Raw genomic sequence first — 18,835 nt, forward strand, 5'->3', positions numbered from 1 at the left:
TCGCTGGTCCGGCGGACGGGCCGGGACGGCGCCCAACCGGCCGGTAAACGTTTACAGTTCGCGCCTGGCGGTCCGCCTCCGGAGGTCATGGGTTTCCGACATGGTGCGGGGGCGTTTCACCACCCGTCAATGAGGCCGGAGTTCAAACCACCCGCACGAGCGAAGCGTCGGCCGGGGCGGCTCTGCGGCACCTGAGCCGATTGTCAGAGGGTGCTGCGATGCTGGCGGCATGACCTCCTGGAGCCTGCTGGACCTCGATCGCGCCCTGCGTGCGAGCTGGGCCGACGACACCTGCTCGCCCGACGACCTCGCCGACTGGCGGCCGGACAACCCCTCCTGCGGCCACTGCGACATCACGACGCTGCTCGTGCACGACCTCTTCGGCGGCAGCCTCCTCGTCGGCGAGGTCCACATAGCCGGCACCCAGCACGGCTACCACTGGTGGAACCGGCTGCCCAGCGGCGTCGAACTCGACCTCACCCAGGAGCAGTTCCGCCGCGGCCAGACCGTCGGCGCCCCCCGCGCCGTCGAGCGCCCGCCCGGCCCGCTGCCCCGCCGCTGGCCGGAATACCTGCTGCTGCGCGAACGCGTCGCCGCCCGCCTCGGTCCCCTCCCGGAGCCGAGCTGACGCCTGCCGCCGTTCACGGGGTACCGCCGGCCGCCGACCGGTCAGGAACGGGCGCCCGGCGGCGGCCCGCCCGCCAGGAGGTGGGTGAGGCGGGCCCGCAGCCGGGTCAGGCGGTCGATCTCCGCGTCGAGCGCGGCCAGCCGCAGCGCGACGACGCCGCCGGGCTCGGGCACGCACACCGGCATCGGCCCCCCGTCGAGCAGCAGGTGCATCCGGGGCGCGAGCCCGCGCAGGTCGGCGACCGTGAAGCCCGCCGCCAGCAGGTCGCGGATGATGCGGACCCGGGCCACGTCGGCGGGCCCGTACTGCCGCTGGCCCGAGGCCGTACGCGCCGGGGTGGGCAGCAGGCCGCGCTGCTCGTAGAAGCGCAGCGCGCGCGGGGTGGTGCCGGCCGCGGCCGCCGCGTCGCCGATCCGCAGCAGTGCGGTGCCGCCGCCCTCCGGCCCGCCCGCGGCCGCCGCCACGGTGGCTGCCGAGCCCGTGCCGCTGCCCGCGTCCGCGCCCGCGCCGGTTTCTGCGTACGCGCCCGCGCCCGCGTCCGTTTCTGGGTCCGCCCACCCGGTCCGCATCCCTGGCCTCCTTCGTCCACCGGCAGGCGGCTACACGTCCACGATCACCGTGCCGAAGTGCCGCCCGCGCACCAACTCCTCCAACGCCTCCGGAGCCCGTTCGATGCCCGCGACCCGGGTGTGCGGGAAGCGGATCTCGCCCGCCCGCAGCCACTCCCCGAAGCGGGCCGTCCACTCCGGGATGACGTCCTGGTGCGTCAGGCCGCTGTAGCCGCGCAGCGCCACCCCCTTGAGGATCAGCGGGGTGCTGTCCACCGTCACCGGCGCACCGGCGCCGTCACCGGCCGGGTCGAGTTGCCCCGACAGCGCCCCGACCAGCGCGAACCGCGCACCCTGCCGGGCGGCGCCCACCGCCGCGGCCAGCTGCTCCCCGCCGACGTTGTCCAGCAGGACGTCCACCCCGTCCGGCGCCGCCTCCGCCAGCCCGCGCGCGAACGCGCCGGGGCCCTGGCCGCGCAGCACGGCCGCGTCGTATCCCAGCTCCGAGACCAGCCGCTCGCCCTTCGCCGCCGATCCGGTGGTGCCGATCACCCGGGCCGCGCCGAGCCGCCGGGCGATCTGGCCGGCGAGCGTACCCACGCCGCCCGCCGCGCCGGTGACCAGCACGGTGTCGCCCTCGCGCACCTGCCCGAGCCGGGTCAGCGCGCCGTAGGCGGTGGCGCCCTGGTTCAGGTACTGGGCCGGCTCGGGCAGCGCGGCCTGACCGTCCAGCCGGACGGCCTGCCCGGCCGGCAGCACCGCGTACTCGCGCCAGCCGAGCATGTGCGTCACCGGGGTGCCCGGGGGCAGGCCGGCGCCCTCCCCGGCGGCCACCACCTCCCCGACGGCGTGGCCGAGCAGCGTGTCCCCGGGCCGCAGCGGCGGCAGCGGCGCGTCCCGGACCCCGCCGCCCAGCAGGGTGCGCAGCGCGGCGAAGACCAGGAAGTGGCGGTTGCGCACCAGCACCTCGCCCGGGCCGGGCGCCGGGACCGGCGCCTCCACCACCTCGAAGTGCCGCCGTTCGGGCAGCCCTGCGGGCAGTTCCGCCAGCCGCACCTCGTGTGCGGTGCCGCTCGTCGCCGTGGCCATCGCCGTTTCCTCTCCGTCGTCCGTATGTCGCGGGCCTTGTGGGCCGCAGGGGCCGCAGGGGCCGTACGCCCGCGAGGTGCCGTGGGGCCCTTCGCAGCAGGTCCGCACGCCGCCGTGCCGGTCCGTACGGCCCCTGCGAGCGCGCCGGAACGCTAACCCCTGACCCGCACGTCAGGGTCAAGCGCGGGTCCGAGCGCGGGGCGGGCCGTATCCCCCGTATGGCGCAAGCCGGGCAGGAGGTCCAGGCTGGTAGTAAGCCCTGGCGCCGGCGTGGCGGGTCCGGGTCCGGGTCGCGCCGCACGCGCGTCGCCTGTTTCCGCCGCGCTCCATCCCGGCCGGAGGGAGGACTGGCATGTATGACAACGCCGATCCCATGACGCGGCCCGACCCGCGGGTCCTCGCCCGCCGGGTGGCCGAGCGCCGGCTCCAGCTCGGGCTGAGCGAAGGCGCGCTGGCCACCCAGGCGGGCATGGCACCGCGCTATCTCCAGCACCTGCTCGGCGCGGGCGTGGACTTCGACCCGGGCGGCTTCGTCCGGATCGCCTCCGCGCTGCACCTGTCCTACGACGACCTGCTGGAGGGCCGTACGGGGCTGCCGCCCGGGCAGGGCGAGCCGGCCGTGCACCCCGCGCTGCTGCGCCTGACCGAGCACGAGTGCTGGGATCGGCTGGGCAGTCGGGGCGTGGGCCGGGTCGCGCTCGCCCTCGAGCCGAGCCCCGGTGTCTTCCCGGTCAACTACGCGGTGGACGCCCATGCCGCGGACGGCCCGTCGATCGTCTACCGGACCGCCCCGGACAGCGTGGCCGCGCCCGGCGCGGGCGCCGCGGTGTCCTTCGAGGTGGACCGGGTGGACGACCACGTCAGCCAGGGCTGGAGCGTGCTGCTGTCCGGCGTCGCCGAGCACGTGGACGACCCGGTGGTGGCCCGCCGGCTCAGCGAGAGCCACGTGGTGGAGCCGTGGTCCGGCGGCGACCTGCCGCTGTGGGTGCGGATACGGCCGGGGCACGTCAGCGGGCGGCGGATCGGGGTGCTGTGAGCCGCCGGACCCGTACCCCCGCCGGGTGGGCGCCCCGGCGGGGGCGGTCGCACCGAACGAGGAGGCGGACACCATGCGCCGTACGGTCGCCGTCGGAGTCGACGGTTCCCCCGAGAGCCTGGCCGCCGCGGACTGGGCGGCGCGCGAGGCCGTACGGCGGCGGGTGCCGCTGCGGCTGGTGAACGCGGCTGCCCCGGCGCCCGGGCTGGCCGGCCCCGCCGACCCGCACCCCGCGCCGGTCACCGTGAACTGGTCGCCGTACGCCGTGGCCGACGAGCTGCGGCGCGCCCACCCCGCGGCGGAGATCACGGTCGACCAGGTCGCCGGGCAGGCGCTGCCCGTGCTGTTCGCCGCCGCCGACGAGGCGGCGCTGGTGGTGCTGGGCTCCCGCGGGGTGGGCGCCGCGGCCGGCTTCCTGCTGGGGTCGGTCGCCCTGACCGTCGCCGGACAGGCACCCGTGCCCGTCGTCCTGGTGCGGGCCGCCCGCACCTCCGAGGCGCGCGGCGGCGGCGACGTGGTGCTCGGCCTCGACCTGGTCCGGCCCGGCGAGGGGGTGCTGCGGTTCGCCTTCGACGCCGCCGCCCGGCGCAGCGGCACCCTGCGCGTCGTCCACGGCTGGAGCCAGGGGCCCCCGGCCGGCCCCGACGCCGGTACCGAGGTGCTCGCCGCCGCCCTCGCCCCCTGGCGCGAGCACTACCCGCAGGTCCGCGTCTCCGGCGAAGCGGTCACCGCCGACCCCGCCCACCACCTCCTCGCCGCCTCCGCCGACGCCGCCCTCCTCGTCCTCGGCCGCCACGAACCCCCCACCCGCCTCTCCCCGCACCTCGGCCCCACCACCCACACCGTCCTCCACCAGGCCCCCCTCCCCGTAGCCGTCATCCCCGCCACCTGACCCCGGCGGCCCGCGGCCACCCGCGGACCCGCCCCCGGGAGCGCTACTCCTACGTAACGTCACAACTCGGCCACTCCGCCGATGCCCGGCGAAGCGGGCTGGCACGCTCATCCCTCCGCAACCGAACCAGGGGGGACGAACATGCGCAGCCACGCCCGTATCACCAGATCCGACGGCCCCGCGCGGCACGGGAGACGCAGGGGCCTGCGGGCCGCCGCGGCCGGCGCCGCGGTCGCCACCGGGCTGCTCGCGAGCGCCTGCGGGCCGGCCGCTTCCGGGACGGGGAACCCGGCGCCGCCCGCCACCACCACTGCGGCCGCCACGACCGCGCCTGCCACCACCGCGCCCGCGTCAGCCTCCGCGTCCCCCTCCGGGACGACTGCAGGGCCCACCTCGCCGCCGCCCACCACCGTGCCGGTGACTGCGACGGCGCCTCCGGCCGCTCCGACCACTCGCGCCGCCACCCACCGGCCGACGGCCGCGCCCACCACGCGGCACACCACGGCTCGTACCGAAGCGCCGGTCGCGCCCGGGGGCGGGGCCACCGCCAAGTGCAACGACGGCACCTACTCCTACAGCCTCCACCACCAGGGGACCTGCTCCCACCACGGCGGAGTCGCCGTCTTCTACAAGTAGGCCGCCCCGGCGCCGGGGTAGCGCGAAGGGCGGCGGCCCGGTGGGGCCGCCGCCCTTCGCGTGGGGGGTGGTGGGTGCGTGCGGGGTGCGCGCGGGGGCGTCAGTACGCCGAGTTCACGTTGTCCATCGAGCCGTACTTGTGGGCCGCGTAGTTGCAGGCCGCGGTGATGTTGGCGACGGGGTTGTAGATGTTCCAGGACGTGCCGGACACGTGGTAGGTGTCGAAGGTCGGGTTGATCACCTGGAGCAGACCCTTCGAGGGGATGCCGTTGCGGGCGTTGATGTCCCACAGGTTGATCGCCTTCGGGTTGCCGCTCGACTCGCGCATGACGTTGCGGTGGATGCCCTCGTACGTGCCGGGGATGCCCTTCTTGTGCATGATGTCGAGGGACTGGCGTATCCAGCCGTCGAGGTTGTTCGGGTAGGTCTTCACCGCGGCCTTCTTCGCGGCGGCGGCCTTCTTGGCAGCGGCGGCCTTCTTCGCGGCAGCCGCCTTCTTCGCGGCGGCGGTCTTCTTCGCTGCCGCGGCCTTCTTCTCGGCGGCCGCCTTCTTCACGGCTGCCTCGTGCGCGGCGGTCTTCTTCGCGTCCGCCGTCTGCACGGCGGCGACCAGGTCGACCTTGTGCGTGGTGCCCTGCGTGGCGCTGTGCACCACGAGCGCGGACTGCTGGACCGGCTGACCGGCGGAGACGCTGAACCCGGTGGTGGCGTCGCTCGCCGCGGTCGCCGAACCGGCTCCTGCGGTCGCTTCCACGCCCACGACCGCGAGCAGGGCCGCGGCCGCGGCGGTGGTGCCGACAGTCGTGATCTTGCGCTGCTTCGACAGCCGGGTGAACGAGGAGACGCCGGGGAGCTTCTTGGTGACCGTGGGGAACTGCATTGCGGGTTTACCTCTTCCGTTGGGGACTCGTGAATTGTTAGAGCTCCCGGATTCAACGGTCAAAGGTCGCATCTACGGACAAAACCGTAGGTGAATTGGGTGCCGGAAAAGGGTCCGCGCACACCCGCCGCGTCACGCCGCCCGCCCGCCCGCAGGCCCTACTAACGCGCTTAGTTTGTGACGTGGGCTATATCGAGGGGATCACACAGGACCTCCTCAGCAAGCACAGGACGTACCCGGCCGTGTGCACACGGTGCCGAAATTCCGGCGGTTTTCCGGGGCGCGCCGACATACGCTCGCACCGGCCGGGAAGCGGGCCCGGCGACCCGCCGGCCGACGGCCGCGGAAAGAGGCGAGCGCCGTGGGCGACCAGGTCACCGTGGACAGCAAGGACGATCCGACCAGCACGCGCGGCCCCCGGGTCGCCGCGGCACGCGCGGCGCTCGGCCCGGTCGGCGTGGTCCTGCCGGTGTCGTTCACCGGCCAGCCCGCGGTGTCGGCCCAGCGCGCGGCCGTCGTACAGCTGGAGCAGGCCGGCTACCGCACCGCGTGGACGAACGAGGTGGTCGGCGGCAAGGACGCCCTCGTCCACGCGTCGATCCTGCTCGGCGCGACCCGGCACCTGGTGCTCGGCACCAGCATCGCCAACATCTGGGCCCGCTCCCCGCAGACCCTGCACGCCGCCGCGGCCCAGCTCGCCGAGGCGTACCCCGGGCGCTTCGTGCTCGGCGTCGGCGTCGGCTACCCCGACCAGGCGGCGGCGGTCGGCCGTGCGTACGGCAGCCCGCTCGCCACGCTCCGCGACCACCTCGGCCGGATGGACGCCCCGACCCAGCCGCCCGCGCCGGAGGCGCCCTACCCCCGGATCGTCGCCGCCAACGGGCCGCGGATGCTGGCGCTGGCCGCCGAGCTGAGCGACGGCGCCCTGCCCGCCGGGATGCCCGAGGCGTACACCGCCTACGCCCGGAAGGTGCTCGGGCCGGACCGGCTGCTGGCCGTCGGGCTGAGCGTGGTGCCCGGCGACGACCCCGAGCAGACCCGCGCCGCCGCCCGCCAGATGGCGACCGCCCTGCTCAGCCGCCCCTCCTACGCGGCGGTCGCCGCCAAGCTGGGCCTGCCCGGCGCCGTCGCCGACCCCGCCACTCCGGACGACGCGCTGGTGGACGCCCTCGTCGCCCACGGCGGCCCCGACGCGATCGCGGCCGCTGCCCGCCGGCACCTCGCCGCGGGCGCCGACCATGTCCTGCTCCTGCCGCAGCCCGGCGAGGAGTACGCCGCCGCCGTCGACACCCTGGCCGCGCTGGCCCCGGCCCTGGCGGACCTCGCCTGACGGCGGCCGGGGGCGTCCTCAGGGCCTGTCGTGCGGACCGCCGGGTGACGCGGCGCCGCGGAGATCCGGGCGACAGGCCCTACCGCAAGTAGCTCGGCTCCCGAGGCGGCCGGCCATATGACAAACTCGCCGTCCGATACGAGGCGACCGTGCTGGTCGCAGCCCGCAACGAGTGGCTGTGACCAGCGCTTTCGGGACCGACTCTAGGTGTGGAACGTGGTGGTTGCCTCCAGGGCCGCCCGGCCGGTCGCGACCCGGTTCACCGGCGCGTTCTCGTCGGCGTAGCCGAAGGAGATACCCACGAGCAGCTTCCCCTCGTCCACTCCGAGTTGATCGCGGACAGTGTCGGCGTAGAAGCTGAGCAGGCCCTGCGGGCAGCTGGCCACGCCGTAGCCGGTCATGGCCAGCAGCAGCGTCTGCAGGTAAGCGCCGGCGTCGGCGGCCAGTCGCGGCCCGCCGTCGCCGGTGACGAACAGGAACGCGGCGTGGGGCGCCCCGTAGAAGCCCAGACTCTCCGCGTCGTAGGCCGTGCGCGCCGGGTGGTCGTCGGGGTTGATGCCCAGCGCTCCGTACAGACTGGCACCGAAGGCGGCCCGCCGTTCCTGGTGGACGGGAGCGTACATGTCCTCGGCGTACGGGTAGTCGGCCGTGACGCGTCGCTCGGCGTGCGCCGTTCGCAGGGCGTCGGCCAGACGGTCTCGCCGTGCGCCACCGACCACCTCGACCCGCCACGGCTGCGCGTTGGAATTGGACGGCGCGGTGCCGGCCAGGGAGAAGACCTCGCGCAGAGTGTCCTCGGGTACCGGGTCGGGACGGAATGCGCGAGTCGCGCGGCGCCCGCGGATCAGCTGCTCGGCGTACTCCGACGTTCGCGTCCCGCCCGGCTGTGTCCCGCCGGTGGGCGCCTGGCTCGTGCGTGTCCGGGTGAAGGCCGGTCCGCTCATGGAACTCTCCTCAGGATCACTGAAGTAAACGTAACCGTTTACCTGAAGGGCCACTATAGCCAGCCGCTCCCTCCGAAGTAAACGAGAACGTATACTTACGTCATGACCACGATGACGACGGCGTCTCGACGGCCGGGGCGCGGAGGGCGGGAGCGCATCCTGGCCGCCGCGGCCGGACTGTTCGCGGCCCAGGGGATCAACGCGACCGGCATGGAGCAGATCGCGGAGCGGGCGCCGGTGTCCAAGCGCACCCTCTACGCGCACTTCAGGACCAAAGACGAGCTGGTCCTCGCCCATCTCAAGGACCTCTCCTCGACGGGGCACACCCTGGAGAGCGTGCTGGCACGCGAGGACATCCCCGCCAAGGAGCGCATCCTCGCACTGTTCGACCCGCCCCCGACCGGCACGGACCCCGTGCGCGGATGCCCGTTCATCGACGCCGCCGCGGAGTTCCCCGACCCCCAGAACGAGGTCCATTCCTACGCCCGCGAAATGAAACTGCTGATGGTGCGGCTGGTGACCGACCTGGTGGCGGAAATGGGCTGCCGCGAGCCCGCCGTCCTCGCCGAGCAACTCGTGACCCTCGCGGACGGCGCCGCCAGCCGCGCCATGGTGCTGGGCGAGTGGAACTACGGCCGGCACGCGCGGACAGCGGCGGAGACCCTCCTGGAAAACGCGCTGCCGACCACGATCTGACAGGTCCTACCGGGTTGCTCGATATGCCTGGCGCCTGATGCGAAGATCCCGCCGCTCGACCGAGAGGAAAGCGGGACTTTCACGACAGGCCCTGGTACCCCAGCGCGTCGAGCGCGGCCTTCGTGGCGTCCGCGACCAGCCCGTCCGCGGACGCCGCGTCCGCGCGCCCGCGGTCGGACAGCACACTGACCACCACGGGCGCGCCGTGCGGCGGCCAGGCCACCGCGATGTCGTTGCGGGTCCCGTACCCGCCGCTGCCGGTCTTGTCGGCGACCTTCCACCCCGACGGCACCCCGGCCCGCACATAGGGGCCGCCGGTGGTGTTGCGCACCATCAGGCCGGTGAGCAGAGCGCGGCGGCCGGCCGGCAGGGCGCCGCCGACCAGCAGCGCGCGCAGGTCGGTGCCGAGCGCGCGGGCGGTGCTGGTGTCGCGGGTGTCCCCGGGGAGGGCCGTGTTGAGCGCGGGCTCGGGCCGGTCGACCCCGGTGACGGCGTCGCCCATGCCGCGCACCGCCCGCCGCAGCCCGGCCGGGCCGCCGAGCCGGTCCAGCATCAGGTTCTCGGCGGTGTTGTCGCTGTACCGCAGTGCCGCCGCCATGACCGCCCGCAGCGTCATCCCGCCGCCCGGGCCGCTCCCGGCGTGCCGCGACGTCACCGGCGAGTACGCCACCAGGTCCGCGGCCGGATACCTGACGACCTCGTCGAGCCCGGCGTCCGTCTCCCGGGCCAGGAGCGCGGCCGCGGCGAGCACCTTCACCGTCGAGCAGTGCGCGAACCGCCGGTCCGCCCGGTAGGCGACGCTCCGGCCCGACCCGGTGTCCAGGACGTACACCCCGAGGTGCGCGCGGTACCGCTGCTCCAGCGCGGCCAGCGCCCCGGCCGCGTCGGCGTCCCGGACGGTGCCGGTGCCCGCCGGGGAGGGCGCGACATGCGCGGCGCGGGGCGCGCCGGCACCGCACCCGGCCGTCAGGAGGGATACGGCGGCGAGCGCACCCGCCGCCCGCCGGGTACGCCGATCGGTCGCAGGCATGCGCACCACTGTGGGCGGCGCGCCCCACCGGGTCAACGACCCCCGCCGCCGTGGCGCGGCCCGCCGGCTCACAGGCCGACGTCGCGGCGGCTCATGTCGGCCAGCGACTCGCGCCGCACCAGCACGCGGGCCGCGCCGTCGCGGACGGCGACGACCGGGGGACGGCCGACGAGGTTGTAGTCGGAGGCCATCGACAGGTGGTAGGCGCCGGCGGCGGGCACCGCCAGGAGGTCGCCGGGCCGGATGTCGGCGGGCAGCGGCACCCCCTCGGCGAGGATGTCGCCCGCCTCGCAGTGCCGGCCGACCACGGTGACCGGGGCCGTGGCGGCGGGGGAGCGGCGGCCGACGAGGCGCGGGGCGTAGCGGACCCCGTACAGCGCGGGCCGGGGGTTGTCGCCCATGCCGCCGTCGACGGCGACGAAGGTGCGCACCGGGGTGCGCTTGACCGACAGCACGCGGTAGACCGCGACCCCGGCCGGGCCGACCACCGCGCGCCCGGGCTCCAGGGTGAGGCGGGGCACGGGCAGCCCGGCCCGGGCGCAGCCGGCCGCCAGCTCGGTGCGGACCCGGTGGGCCAGCAGCCGCGGGTCGAGCGCCTGCTCGCCGGGGCGGTAGGCGATGGCATGCCCGCCGCCGAGGTCGAGCCGGCCCAGGACCAGGCCGTGCCGGTCGCGGATACGGGCCATCAGCCCGACCATCCGGCGCAGCGCGGCGACGTACGGGCCGGTGGTGGCGATCTGCGAGCCGAGGTGGCAGTGCAGGCCGACGAGTTCGAGGCGCGGCTGCCCGATGATCCGCTCGACGGCGTGGTGCGCGGAGCCGTCGGCGAGGGACAGGCCGAACTTCTGGTCGTCGGTGCCGATGCGCACTGCGGCGTGCGCGCCGGCCGCCACGCCCGGCGCGACCCGCACCATGACCTGCTGGCGGTCGGTGGGCGCCACGATGGACGCCAGCCGGGCGATCTCGGACATGCCGTCCAGGACGATCAGCCCGACACCCAGGCGCACCGCGGTGTTCAGGTCCTCCGGGCTCTTGGCGTTGCCGTGCAGCACGATCCGCTCGGCGGGCACGCCCGCCGCGACGGCCACACCCAGTTCCCCGGCCGAGCAGACGTCGAGTCCGAGCCCCTCGTCGGCCACCCACCGGGCGACGGCACGGCACAGGAACGCCTTGGCCGCGTAGAGGACCTCGGCGTCGGGGAACGCGGCGCGGTAGGCGCGGCAGCGGTCGCGGACCTCGCCCTCGTCGAGGACGTACAAAGGGGTGCCGAACCGCTCGGCGGCCTCGACGAGGGAGACCCCGCCGACGGTGACGTCCTGGTCGCCGCCGGCCGGCAGCCGGGTCGAGGCGGGCCAGATCGCGAGGTCCGGGGCGGGGGAGGCGACGGAGACGGACATGTCGCGCGCCCCCTCAGCCGATCGCCCGCAGCGCGCCGGGGCGCCGCACGGTCGGTCCGGTCGGCACGGACACCGGTGCCGCCGGTGCCGCCGGCACCCGGGCGGGCGCGGGCGCGCAGAACCGCGGGTCCACCGTCACGCAGGTGACGCCCAGCGGTTCGGCGAGCGCCCGCAGCGCCGCCGCCGACAGCCTGACCCACGGCTGGTCGGGGCCCAGCGCCGCCGCCAGGCGCTCGGCGCTGGTGAAGCCGACCGCGGTGCGGGTGCCCAGCGGGGTGCGGAAGAAGCGCGCGGTGCACCCGCCCGGGCCCGGACGGACGGGGACGAGCAGCGGTCCGGCCGGGACGGGTTCGTGGGGGTCGGGGTCCTCCGGGTGACGGGTCGCAGCCACAGGTGCCTCCAGGTGCAGAGCGTGGAACCGGCGTCCGGCGGGGTGCCGTGGGCGCCTCGTCGACGCTAAGCCCGCGGACCTGGGTGCCCGCCGCCCCCTGACGCGCGCTTGACGCCCCGCGGCGCCCTCCTGACGGGACGCTGACGGCCACCGCGCGGCCCGGCCGGCCCGGTGCTCAGGCCAGGCGGCAGGGGACTTCCAGGTCCTCCGAGAGGTAGTGGATGGCGCAGACCCGGTGGTAGCCGTCGGCGATCAGCAGCGGCCGGCCGCGCAGCAGCAGCACCGGGGAGAGCTTCTTGCCGAGCACCGCCTTCTTCATGTCGTGGGCGACGTGCGGGTTGCGGGCGGACAGCAGCTCCAGGCCCGAGGCGCGCAGGATGTCCTTGGCCTTCCTGGACGTGGTGGGGACCGCCCTCAGGCGCCGCACCGCGTCCTGGGCCTGCTCGGGCGGCAGCAGGAGTTCGAGGTAGTCCGCGGCCGCGGGGAAGTCGTGCTCCTCGGGGTCCTTCTTCCACACCGGGTCGGTCATCGCGCCTGCTCCCCGCCGCCGGCCGCCGCCCGGCGGGTGACGGTGACCTTGAGGTGCTTCATGATCGGCTGGTCGCTCTGCGTGCTGCGGTCGCCGATCGCGCACAGCACGTTCATCTCGGGCATGTAGCCGGCCGCGCAGCCGCGCGGGATGCCGTACGGGATCGCGAGGTAGCCCTCCAGGGTGCGGGTGCTGCCGTCCCCGGCGGTGCTGGTGATGTCGACCGGGTCGAACGGGTCGAGTCCGCGCTCGCCCATGTCCTCGGGGTTCATGAAGACCAGGGTGCGCAGGTTGCGCACCCCGCGGTAGCGGTCGTCCTCGGAGTAGATCGTGGTGTTCCACTGGTCGTGCGAGCGCATCGTCCCCAGCGACAGGGTGCCCGGCGCGGGCCGGACGTCCGGCAGGGCCGCGGTGGAGAACTCCGCCCGCCCCGAGGGCGTGTGGAAGACCAGCTCCCGCGCCGGCTGCCTGATCCGGAAGCCCAGCGGCAGCCGCACCCGGCGGTTGAAGTCCTCGAAGCCGTCCAGGACCTTGGCCATGGTGTCGCGGACGCGGTCGTAGTCCTCGACGTACCACTCCCAGGCGGTGGCGCTGTCCGGGAGGGCGGCGCGGGCCAGGCCCGCGATGATGGCGGGCTCGGAGAGCAGGTGCGGGGAGGCCGGGCGCTTCATCCCCACCGACAGGTGCACCATGCTCATCGAGTCCTCGACCGACGTGCTCTGCACCCCGCCCGGCCGCTCGTCCTTCTCGGTGCGGCCCAGGCACGGCAGGATCAGGGCCTGGCGGCCGTGCACCAGATGGCTGCGATTGAGCTTGGTGCTCACCTGCACGGTGAGGTCGCAGGCCCGCAGCCCCGCGAAGGTGTACGCGGTGTCGGGCGCGGCCCGCGCGAAGTTGCCGCCCATGCCGACGAAGACCCTCACCTCGCCGCGGTGCATCGCCTCCAGGGTGCGGACGGTGTCCAGGCCGGGCGCGCGCGGCGGGTCGATGCCGCACACCGCGGCCAGCCGGTCCAGGAACGCGGCCCCGGGCCGGTGGTCGATGCCGCAGGTCCGGTTGCCCTGCACGTTGCTGTGCCCGCGCACCGGCGAGGGCCCGGCGCCCTCGCGCCCCAGGTTCCCGCGCAGCAGCAGGAGGTTGACGATCTCCCGGACGGTGTCCACCCCGTGCTCGTGCTGGGTGATGCCCAGGCACCAGCTGAAGATGCTGCGGTCGGCGTCGCGGTAGACCTGCGCGGCGGCACGGATTGCCGCGCGGGTCAGACCGCTCTGCTCCTCGATCTGCGGCCACGGCGTCCGCTCGCACAGCGCCCGGTACTCCGCGAAGCCGCTGGTGTGGCGCTCGACGAACTCCGCGTCCAGCGCCTTCGGGTCGACGGCGGCCAACTCGAACACGGCCTTGGACATGCCGCGCAGCAGCGCCATGTCCCCGCCGATGCGCACCTGGAGGTCGAGGGTGCCGGTCGGGGTGGACTTCGCCAGCGCCATGTCGGTGAACTCGTGCGGCACGATCGTCCGGGTCGCGGCCGCCTCGACCAGCGGGTTCACGTGCACGATCTGCGCGCCGCGGCGGTAGGCGGCGGCCAGCGCGGTGAGCATCCTCGGCGCGTTGGAGGCGGCGTTGACGCCCAGGACGAACAGCGCGTCCGTCGCCTCCCAGTCCCCCAGGTCGACGGTGCCCTTGCCGGTGCCCAGCGCCGCGGTCAGCGCCCGGCCGCTCGCCTCGTGGCACATGTTGGAGCAGTCCGGCAGGTTGTTGGTGCCGAGCTCCCGGGCCATCAGCTGGTACAGGAACGTCGCCTCGTTGCCGAGCCGGCCCGAGGTGTAGTAGGCGGCCCGGTTCGGGTCGTCCAGCGCCCGCACGGTGCGGCCGAACAGCGCGAAGGCGTCCGCCCAGGTGATGGGCACGTAGTGGTCCGAGGCCGCGTCGTAGACCATCGGCTCGGTCAGCCGGCCCTGGTCCTCCAGGGCGAAGTCGCTCCACCCCGACAGCTCGGTGACCGAGTGCGCGGCGAAGAAGTCCCGGTCCACCCGCTTGCGGGTCATCTCCCAGGTGACGTGCTTGATGCCGTTCTCGCAGATGTCCAGGTGCAGGCCCTTGGTGTCGTCCGGCCAGGCGCACCCGGGGCAGTCGAAGCCGCCGTTCTCGTGGTTCATCTTCATGATCGCCCGCGGGCCGTCCAGCAGCTCGCCCTGCCGGGCCAGCGCGCGGCCGACGCTCGCGGCGGCGCCCCACCCCGCGGCCGGGTGGCGGTAGCGGCGGAAGGCGGGGCGGCCGTCGGGCGCGGCGGCCCGCTGCGACGCGGCGCCGGGCAGGGCGTCCCCGGTGGCCGGGGCCTGCGCCGCCGCGTCCCCGTCGCGGTGGCCGGTGTCGCCGTCGGTGCTCATGGCTGGGGTCCTTCCGCCGTCGCGGGGGAGGCAGGCGGCGCGGCCTCCCGGCACGTCTCGGGGTTCGCCGCATGCTAAGCCGGGGTGTGCCGGTGCTGCCACGCGACAGGCCGGGCACCGGCGGTTCGCGGGGTGCGCGGAAGCCCGCGGTCGCGCCCCCGATGTTATCGATGCCAAAACCACTTCTCGATGCGGCGAAGCGCCTGGACAAACACCAGATCCAGGCGATGGGTCCACTCCGGCTCTGGTGTTATCGATGCCAACTGGCTAGGGTTCCGGGCAACTTCACCACGCCCGCCGTCCGTGCCTCGGACGGCGACGATCCGCCGTCGACCCAACCCCCCCGAGACGAAGGACTGGCATGCCACACCCTCGAACAAGACTGGCCGTCGCGCTGCTGGCCGCGGCCCTGGCCGTGGTCGGCGCCGGCGCCGGGACCGGCGCGACCGCCGCCACGGCGACCACCACGGCCGCCGCCTCCCCGGCCGCCTCCGGCTACACGGTCTCCGTCGGGACGACCGGCAGCTACGCCTACCCCACCGACACCCCGGCCAGCTCGTACATCGACAAGGACGGCACCTACTACTTCCAGCAGTCCGTCGCCGACTACGGCACCGACGGGCCGCGCTCCTGGGACTTCTTCACCGGCACCGACATGGACACCGCGACCCGCTCCGGCGCGATCAGCGACGCGGTGAACCCGGCCGAGCCGCGCGACCGCAACAACGACACGACCTGGCGCTGCGACAACAGCCCCACCGGCAAGGACGCCACCCCCGCCCCGGCCGGCTCCGGCTACACCCAGCGCAACTTCTGCGACCTGGTGGGCACCTGGGTCGACCCCGACACCGGCGACTGGTACGGGCTGGTGCACAACGAGTTCACCCCGCAGCCCTTCGGCGACGGCATCCACTTCGACGCCATCGACTACGCCGTCTCCACCGACCAGGGCCGCACCTGGACCATCAAGGGCCACGCGCTGACCTCGCCGTACAGCACCGAGCGCGGCGACACCGCGGCCTTCCCGCAGCAGACCTACTACTACGGCGACGGCGACCAGCGGCTGTTCGTCGACACCGCCTCGGGGTACTTCTACGTCTACTACGGCTCGCGCGCGGTGGACAAGAACGGCGGCTGGAAGGCGTTCTACGAGCACGTCGCCCGCGCCCCGATCGCCGCGAAGATGGCACCGGACTCCTGGCAGAAGTGGTACGACGGCTCCTGGTCGCAGCCCGGCACCGGCGGCAAGGAGAGCAACATCGTGCCGGTGGCCTCGGCGGGCGACACCGGCTACACCGACCCCGCCGCCGAGTACGACCCGGCCACCCCGGGCACCGTCAGCGCGCAGGTCGCGGCCGGCACCGCCCCGCCCACCTCGCCGCTGTTCGTGATGGACGTCTCCTACGACGCCTACCTCGGGCTCTACATCGGCGAGCCGCAGGCGGTCGACCAGAGCGGCAACGCGCCCCAGCAGTTCTACGCCACCGCCGACCTCGCCACCCAGAAGTGGACCCTGCTCGGCGACACCGGCGGCTACACCACCGCGTCGTGGTACCGCTGGATGCTGGACAGCGCGAACAAGACCAGCTCCACCATCGTCGGCCGCAGCTTCCGCGCCTACTGCTCGATCGCCTGCGCCGACGGCTCCGACGGGCAGTACGCGAACGTGACGATCGACCCGGCCGGGTCCGCCGCCGCGCCGGTCGTCTCGGGCGGCACCTACACGATCGCGAGCGGCGCCGGGCGGGTGCTCGCCGCCCGCGGCGCCGGCACCGCGGCGGCGGCCCCGGCCGCGGGCCGGCCGGCCGCGCAGAGCTGGAAGTTCACCGCGAACGGCGACGGCTCGTACCGGATCACCAGCGCCGCCACCGGCCGGGCGCTGGGCGTGCCCACCGGCGCCGCCGGCCGGGCCTGGGGCACGGCGCCGGTGCTCACCGCGCTGCCGGCCGCCGGTCCCACCGTCGGGCAGCAGTGGTTCGTGCTGCCCGGCACCTCCGCCGACGGCACGCGGACCGGCACCTTCAAGCTGGTCAACCGCTACAGCGGGCTGGTGCTCGCACTGCCGGCCGCCGCCGGTCGGGGCACCGAGACCACCCCGGCGCGCAGCTGGAGCGACCGCACCGGCAGCGCCGTCGGCGGTCGGCGCGGCGCCGCCGAGCAGACCCTGACGCTGACCGCCGCCGGCTGACCCGGCCCCGCCCCGACGACACGGCACGGCGGGCGGCGGGGGCGCCGCAACGCGCCCCCGCCGCCCGCCGGCTGATGTCCCGTCAGGAGCAGGTGACCTGCGCGTCCGCCCAGTCCGCGTGGTCGCTGTCGTTGCCGTCGCCGCCGTCGGTGACGATCAGCTGGACCTGCTGGGCGCCGGTGACGTCGGCGGCCAGCGGGGTCGGCCCGTCGGCATTGGTGAGTACCCCGCTGTCGGCGACCTGCCGGCCGTCGGCGGTCACCTCGAACTCCACGGTGCCCTTGCCGTCCTTCTCGTCGTCCACGCCGACGGTCGCGGTGACCGTGCTGCACCCGCCGCCGAGGTAGTAGGTGACCGTGCTGGGCGCGTGGGCGCCCAGGCCCTTGGCGAAGACGGTGCCGCCGATCGTCAGCGGGTGGCCGTCGCCGGCCGCGGTCTCGCCGTTGCTCTGGTCCCGCTCGACCGGGCCCCACCCGTTCGTGGCGGTCACCCAGTCCAGGTCGCTGAGGTAGCTGGTGCCGGACGGCGGCGGCACCTCCACGGTGACACTGCCCGCCAGCGGCACGCTCACCTGCTTGCGGCCGCCCGGCGGGTCGTAGCTGACCGTCCCGGACAGCGGGTACGTGCCCTGCGCGGTGCCGGTCGGCGCCGTGACGGTCCACGGCGTGGCGAACGTACGGCCCTTGAGCAGCAGCGGGGTGCCGGTCGCGCCCGCGGCCTTCACCGTCCAGCCCGCCGGGGCGTCCAGGCTGACGTGCAGACCGGTGGCCGGCAGCGCGCCGAGGTCGGTGGCGTAGGTGTCCACGGTCGCGGAGGCGCCGGGCTCGAGGTGGTCGGGCGCGTGCGAGACGCCGGTGTCCAGCAGCGCCGGGTCGCGCAGCGCGGCCGCGCCGCCCGCCGCGCTCGCGCCGACCCGCAGCAGCACCGTGCCGTGCGCGGGCACCGTCGCCGCCAGCGTGCCCGCGCTGTCGTAGTCGGTGTGGCTCCACAGGTCGCGCACCGCGTAACTGGCGCGGCGGGGCAGCCCGGCGGCCTCGGCGGTGGTGGAGATGTGCTGCGCGGTGTCGGCGGAGTTGAACAGCGCCACCGCCCGGCCGCCGTCGGCGAGCTTCTTGCTGAGCACGTAGGTGCCCGCGGAGGTGTCGGAGGAGATGACGGTGGCCGCCGAGCCCAGCGGGTCCTGGTTCAAAGCGATGACGTCCTTGTTGCCGAGGATCGCCAGCGTCTGCGGGGTGGCCTTGCGCAGGTCGGTGCCGATCAGCAGCGGCGCGTCCATGACCGACCAGAGCGAGAAGTGGGTGCGGTACTCCGTGTCCGTCATGCCGCCGTTGCCGACCTCCAGCATGTCCGGGTCGTTCCAGCGGCCCGGTCCGGAGTCGGCGCCCAGCGGCATGTTCGCCTTGGCGATGCCGAGCATGCTCGACCAGGAGTCGTTGATGTCGCCGGTGGTGCGCCAGGAGTTGCCGACGTCGCCGGCCCACTGCCAGGGGTCGTTGACGCCCCACTCGCACAGCGAGAAGACGATCGGGCGGCCGGTGGCCTTCAGCGCGTCGCGCATCGCGGTGTAGCGCGCCACGTAGTCCGCCTGCGTGCCGTCGCTCTGGTTGTTGCAGTTGTCGTACTTGAGGTAGTCCACGCCCCAGTCCGCGAACGACTGCGCGTCGGTGGCCTCGTGGCCGAGGCTGCCGGGGTAGCCGGCGCAGGTCGCGGTGCCCGCGTCCTCGTAGATGCCGAGCTTGAGGCCCTTGGCGTGCACGTAGTCGGCGGTGCCCTTGATCCCGTCGGGGAACTTCGCCGGGTCCGGCACCAGCCGCCCGTCGGCGTCGCGGGTGTGCGTCTGCCAGCAGTCGTCGATGTTGACGTAGGTGTAGCCGTCGTCCTTCAGCCCGGAGCTGACCAGGTAGTCGGCGGTCTGCTCGATGAGCTGCTCGCTGACGTCGCACCCGAAGGCGTTCCAGTCGTTGAAGCCCATCGGCGGGGTCAGCGCCAGGCCGTTGTCGAGAGCGGCGGCGGGCGCCGCGGCGACGGCCACCTGCGCGGCGGTGGCGGCGGCGCCCAGACCGCCGGCCCACAGCACGCCGGCGGTCGCACAGGCGATCAGCCTGCGGACGGATCTTGGCATGTGGCTTCCTCTGCTCGCGTGATTCGGAGAACCGAACGGAACGGAACAGGGCCGGCCCCTCCCGGCCGGCCCGGCCTGCGCGCATGCGTCGGACGTCCGGCCGACGGCGGCT

The 18,835-nt window shown here is 74.8% G+C and carries 17 protein-coding genes; 7 read left to right on the forward strand and 10 right to left on the reverse strand.

Annotated elements, in window-relative coordinates:
- Positions 1-229: 229 nt before the first annotated feature.
- Positions 230-628, forward strand: a complete 399-nt coding sequence (locus tag AC3EVP_RS25260) for a YunG family protein (RefSeq protein WP_335972905.1) — start codon at positions 230-232, stop codon at positions 626-628.
- Positions 629-669: 41 nt separating this feature from the next.
- Here AC3EVP_RS25260 and AC3EVP_RS25265 read toward each other — a convergent pair whose 3' ends face one another.
- Both AC3EVP_RS25265 and AC3EVP_RS25270 read right to left on the reverse strand, forming a co-directional pair.
- Positions 670-1,197, reverse strand: coding sequence for a MerR family transcriptional regulator (locus AC3EVP_RS25265; RefSeq protein WP_435133351.1), 528 nt, complete (start codon positions 1,195-1,197; stop codon positions 670-672).
- A gap of 30 nt (positions 1,198-1,227) precedes the next feature.
- Positions 1,228-2,265 (reverse strand): MDR family NADP-dependent oxidoreductase, encoded by a 1,038-nt coding sequence (locus tag AC3EVP_RS25270; protein WP_435133354.1) that lies wholly within the window; start codon positions 2,263-2,265, stop codon positions 1,228-1,230.
- A gap of 352 nt (positions 2,266-2,617) precedes the next feature.
- Here AC3EVP_RS25270 and AC3EVP_RS25275 point away from each other — a divergent pair, with 352 nt between their 5' ends.
- The 3 genes from AC3EVP_RS25275 to AC3EVP_RS25285 all read left to right on the forward strand — a co-directional run bounded on the left by AC3EVP_RS25275 (position 2,618) and on the right by AC3EVP_RS25285 (position 4,829).
- Positions 2,618-3,301, forward strand: a complete 684-nt coding sequence (locus tag AC3EVP_RS25275) for a helix-turn-helix domain-containing protein (protein WP_435133356.1) — start codon at positions 2,618-2,620, stop codon at positions 3,299-3,301.
- Between the two features lie 73 nt (positions 3,302-3,374).
- The gene (locus AC3EVP_RS25280; RefSeq protein ID WP_335972888.1) at positions 3,375-4,193 is read left to right on the forward strand and encodes a universal stress protein; all 819 of its coding nucleotides are present in this window, start codon (positions 3,375-3,377) and stop codon (positions 4,191-4,193) included.
- Between the two features lie 141 nt (positions 4,194-4,334).
- Positions 4,335-4,829: a DUF3761 domain-containing protein gene (locus tag AC3EVP_RS25285; protein WP_435133360.1), complete on the forward strand. Its 495-nt coding sequence runs from the start codon at positions 4,335-4,337 to the stop codon at positions 4,827-4,829.
- A 100-nt stretch (positions 4,830-4,929) separates the two neighbouring features.
- Here the strand turns inward: AC3EVP_RS25285 and AC3EVP_RS25290 are convergent, their stop codons facing one another.
- The gene (locus AC3EVP_RS25290; RefSeq protein WP_435133363.1) at positions 4,930-5,709 is read right to left on the reverse strand and encodes a transglycosylase SLT domain-containing protein; all 780 of its coding nucleotides are present in this window, start codon (positions 5,707-5,709) and stop codon (positions 4,930-4,932) included.
- A 361-nt stretch (positions 5,710-6,070) separates the two neighbouring features.
- Between AC3EVP_RS25290 and AC3EVP_RS25295 the strand changes: the two genes are divergently transcribed.
- Positions 6,071-7,039: an LLM class flavin-dependent oxidoreductase gene (locus tag AC3EVP_RS25295; protein ID WP_435133366.1), complete on the forward strand. Its 969-nt coding sequence runs from the start codon at positions 6,071-6,073 to the stop codon at positions 7,037-7,039.
- 203 nt (positions 7,040-7,242) lie between these two features.
- On the opposite strand, the gene AC3EVP_RS25300 is transcribed toward AC3EVP_RS25295, so the two are convergent.
- Positions 7,243-7,983 carry a nitroreductase gene (locus tag AC3EVP_RS25300; protein WP_435133368.1) on the reverse strand — a complete coding sequence of 247 codons (741 nt, stop codon included), beginning with the start codon at positions 7,981-7,983 and terminating at the stop codon, positions 7,243-7,245.
- Positions 7,984-8,085: 102 nt separating this feature from the next.
- On the opposite strand from AC3EVP_RS25300, the gene AC3EVP_RS25305 reads away from it, so the two are divergent.
- Positions 8,086-8,679 (forward strand): TetR/AcrR family transcriptional regulator, encoded by a 594-nt coding sequence (locus AC3EVP_RS25305; protein WP_335972876.1) that lies wholly within the window; start codon positions 8,086-8,088, stop codon positions 8,677-8,679.
- 79 nt (positions 8,680-8,758) lie between these two features.
- Here AC3EVP_RS25305 and bla read toward each other — a convergent pair whose 3' ends face one another.
- The 5 genes from bla to AC3EVP_RS25330 all read right to left on the reverse strand — a co-directional run bounded on the left by bla (position 8,759) and on the right by AC3EVP_RS25330 (position 14,413).
- A complete protein-coding gene (gene bla, locus AC3EVP_RS25310) occupies positions 8,759-9,709 on the reverse strand; it encodes a class A beta-lactamase (protein WP_435133371.1) in 951 nt (316 codons plus the stop codon).
- 68 nt (positions 9,710-9,777) lie between these two features.
- Positions 9,778-11,106 carry a diaminopimelate decarboxylase gene (gene lysA, locus AC3EVP_RS25315; RefSeq protein WP_435133373.1) on the reverse strand — a complete coding sequence of 443 codons (1,329 nt, stop codon included), beginning with the start codon at positions 11,104-11,106 and terminating at the stop codon, positions 9,778-9,780.
- Positions 11,107-11,119: 13 nt separating this feature from the next.
- Positions 11,120-11,497: an SAV_915 family protein gene (locus AC3EVP_RS25320; RefSeq protein WP_435133376.1), complete on the reverse strand. Its 378-nt coding sequence runs from the start codon at positions 11,495-11,497 to the stop codon at positions 11,120-11,122.
- A 175-nt stretch (positions 11,498-11,672) separates the two neighbouring features.
- Positions 11,673-12,026: a hypothetical protein gene (locus tag AC3EVP_RS25325; RefSeq protein WP_335972866.1), complete on the reverse strand. Its 354-nt coding sequence runs from the start codon at positions 12,024-12,026 to the stop codon at positions 11,673-11,675.
- Positions 12,023-14,413 carry an FdhF/YdeP family oxidoreductase gene (locus AC3EVP_RS25330; RefSeq protein ID WP_435133379.1) on the reverse strand — a complete coding sequence of 797 codons (2,391 nt, stop codon included), beginning with the start codon at positions 14,411-14,413 and terminating at the stop codon, positions 12,023-12,025. Before AC3EVP_RS25330 ends, AC3EVP_RS25325 begins: the two co-directional genes overlap by 4 nt.
- A 361-nt stretch (positions 14,414-14,774) precedes the next feature.
- Here AC3EVP_RS25330 and AC3EVP_RS25335 point away from each other — a divergent pair, with 361 nt between their 5' ends.
- Positions 14,775-16,601: an RICIN domain-containing protein gene (locus AC3EVP_RS25335; protein WP_435133382.1), complete on the forward strand. Its 1,827-nt coding sequence runs from the start codon at positions 14,775-14,777 to the stop codon at positions 16,599-16,601.
- An 82-nt stretch (positions 16,602-16,683) separates the two neighbouring features.
- Here AC3EVP_RS25335 and AC3EVP_RS25340 read toward each other — a convergent pair whose 3' ends face one another.
- Complete coding sequence (locus tag AC3EVP_RS25340) at positions 16,684-18,723, reverse strand: NPCBM/NEW2 domain-containing protein (RefSeq protein WP_435133385.1); 2,040 nt, start codon at positions 18,721-18,723, stop codon at positions 16,684-16,686.
- Positions 18,724-18,835: the final 112 nt, after the last annotated feature.

The sequence above is a fragment of the Actinacidiphila sp. bgisy144 genome (genome assembly GCF_057708105.1).

Bases quoted from the DNA above. Each gene is read 5' to 3' on its own strand.
- AC3EVP_RS25260 (WP_335972905.1), top strand. From the start codon at position 230: ATGACCTCCTGGAGCCTGCTGGACCTCGATCGCGCCCTGCGTGCGAGC.
- AC3EVP_RS25265 (WP_435133351.1), bottom strand. From the start codon at position 1,197: ATGCGGACCGGGTGGGCGGACCCAGAAACGGACGCGGGCGCGGGCGCG.
- AC3EVP_RS25270 (WP_435133354.1), bottom strand. From the start codon at position 2,265: ATGGCCACGGCGACGAGCGGCACCGCACACGAGGTGCGGCTGGCGGAA.
- AC3EVP_RS25275 (WP_435133356.1), top strand. From the start codon at position 2,618: ATGTATGACAACGCCGATCCCATGACGCGGCCCGACCCGCGGGTCCTC.
- AC3EVP_RS25280 (WP_335972888.1), top strand. From the start codon at position 3,375: ATGCGCCGTACGGTCGCCGTCGGAGTCGACGGTTCCCCCGAGAGCCTG.
- AC3EVP_RS25285 (WP_435133360.1), top strand. From the start codon at position 4,335: ATGCGCAGCCACGCCCGTATCACCAGATCCGACGGCCCCGCGCGGCAC.
- AC3EVP_RS25290 (WP_435133363.1), bottom strand. From the start codon at position 5,709: ATGCAGTTCCCCACGGTCACCAAGAAGCTCCCCGGCGTCTCCTCGTTC.
- AC3EVP_RS25300 (WP_435133368.1), bottom strand. From the start codon at position 7,983: ATGAGCGGACCGGCCTTCACCCGGACACGCACGAGCCAGGCGCCCACC.
- AC3EVP_RS25305 (WP_335972876.1), top strand. From the start codon at position 8,086: ATGACCACGATGACGACGGCGTCTCGACGGCCGGGGCGCGGAGGGCGG.
- bla (WP_435133371.1), bottom strand. From the start codon at position 9,709: ATGCCTGCGACCGATCGGCGTACCCGGCGGGCGGCGGGTGCGCTCGCC.
- lysA (WP_435133373.1), bottom strand. From the start codon at position 11,106: ATGTCCGTCTCCGTCGCCTCCCCCGCCCCGGACCTCGCGATCTGGCCC.
- AC3EVP_RS25325 (WP_335972866.1), bottom strand. From the start codon at position 12,026: ATGACCGACCCGGTGTGGAAGAAGGACCCCGAGGAGCACGACTTCCCC.
- AC3EVP_RS25330 (WP_435133379.1), bottom strand. From the start codon at position 14,413: ATGAGCACCGACGGCGACACCGGCCACCGCGACGGGGACGCGGCGGCG.
- AC3EVP_RS25335 (WP_435133382.1), top strand. From the start codon at position 14,775: ATGCCACACCCTCGAACAAGACTGGCCGTCGCGCTGCTGGCCGCGGCC.
- AC3EVP_RS25340 (WP_435133385.1), bottom strand. From the start codon at position 18,723: ATGCCAAGATCCGTCCGCAGGCTGATCGCCTGTGCGACCGCCGGCGTG.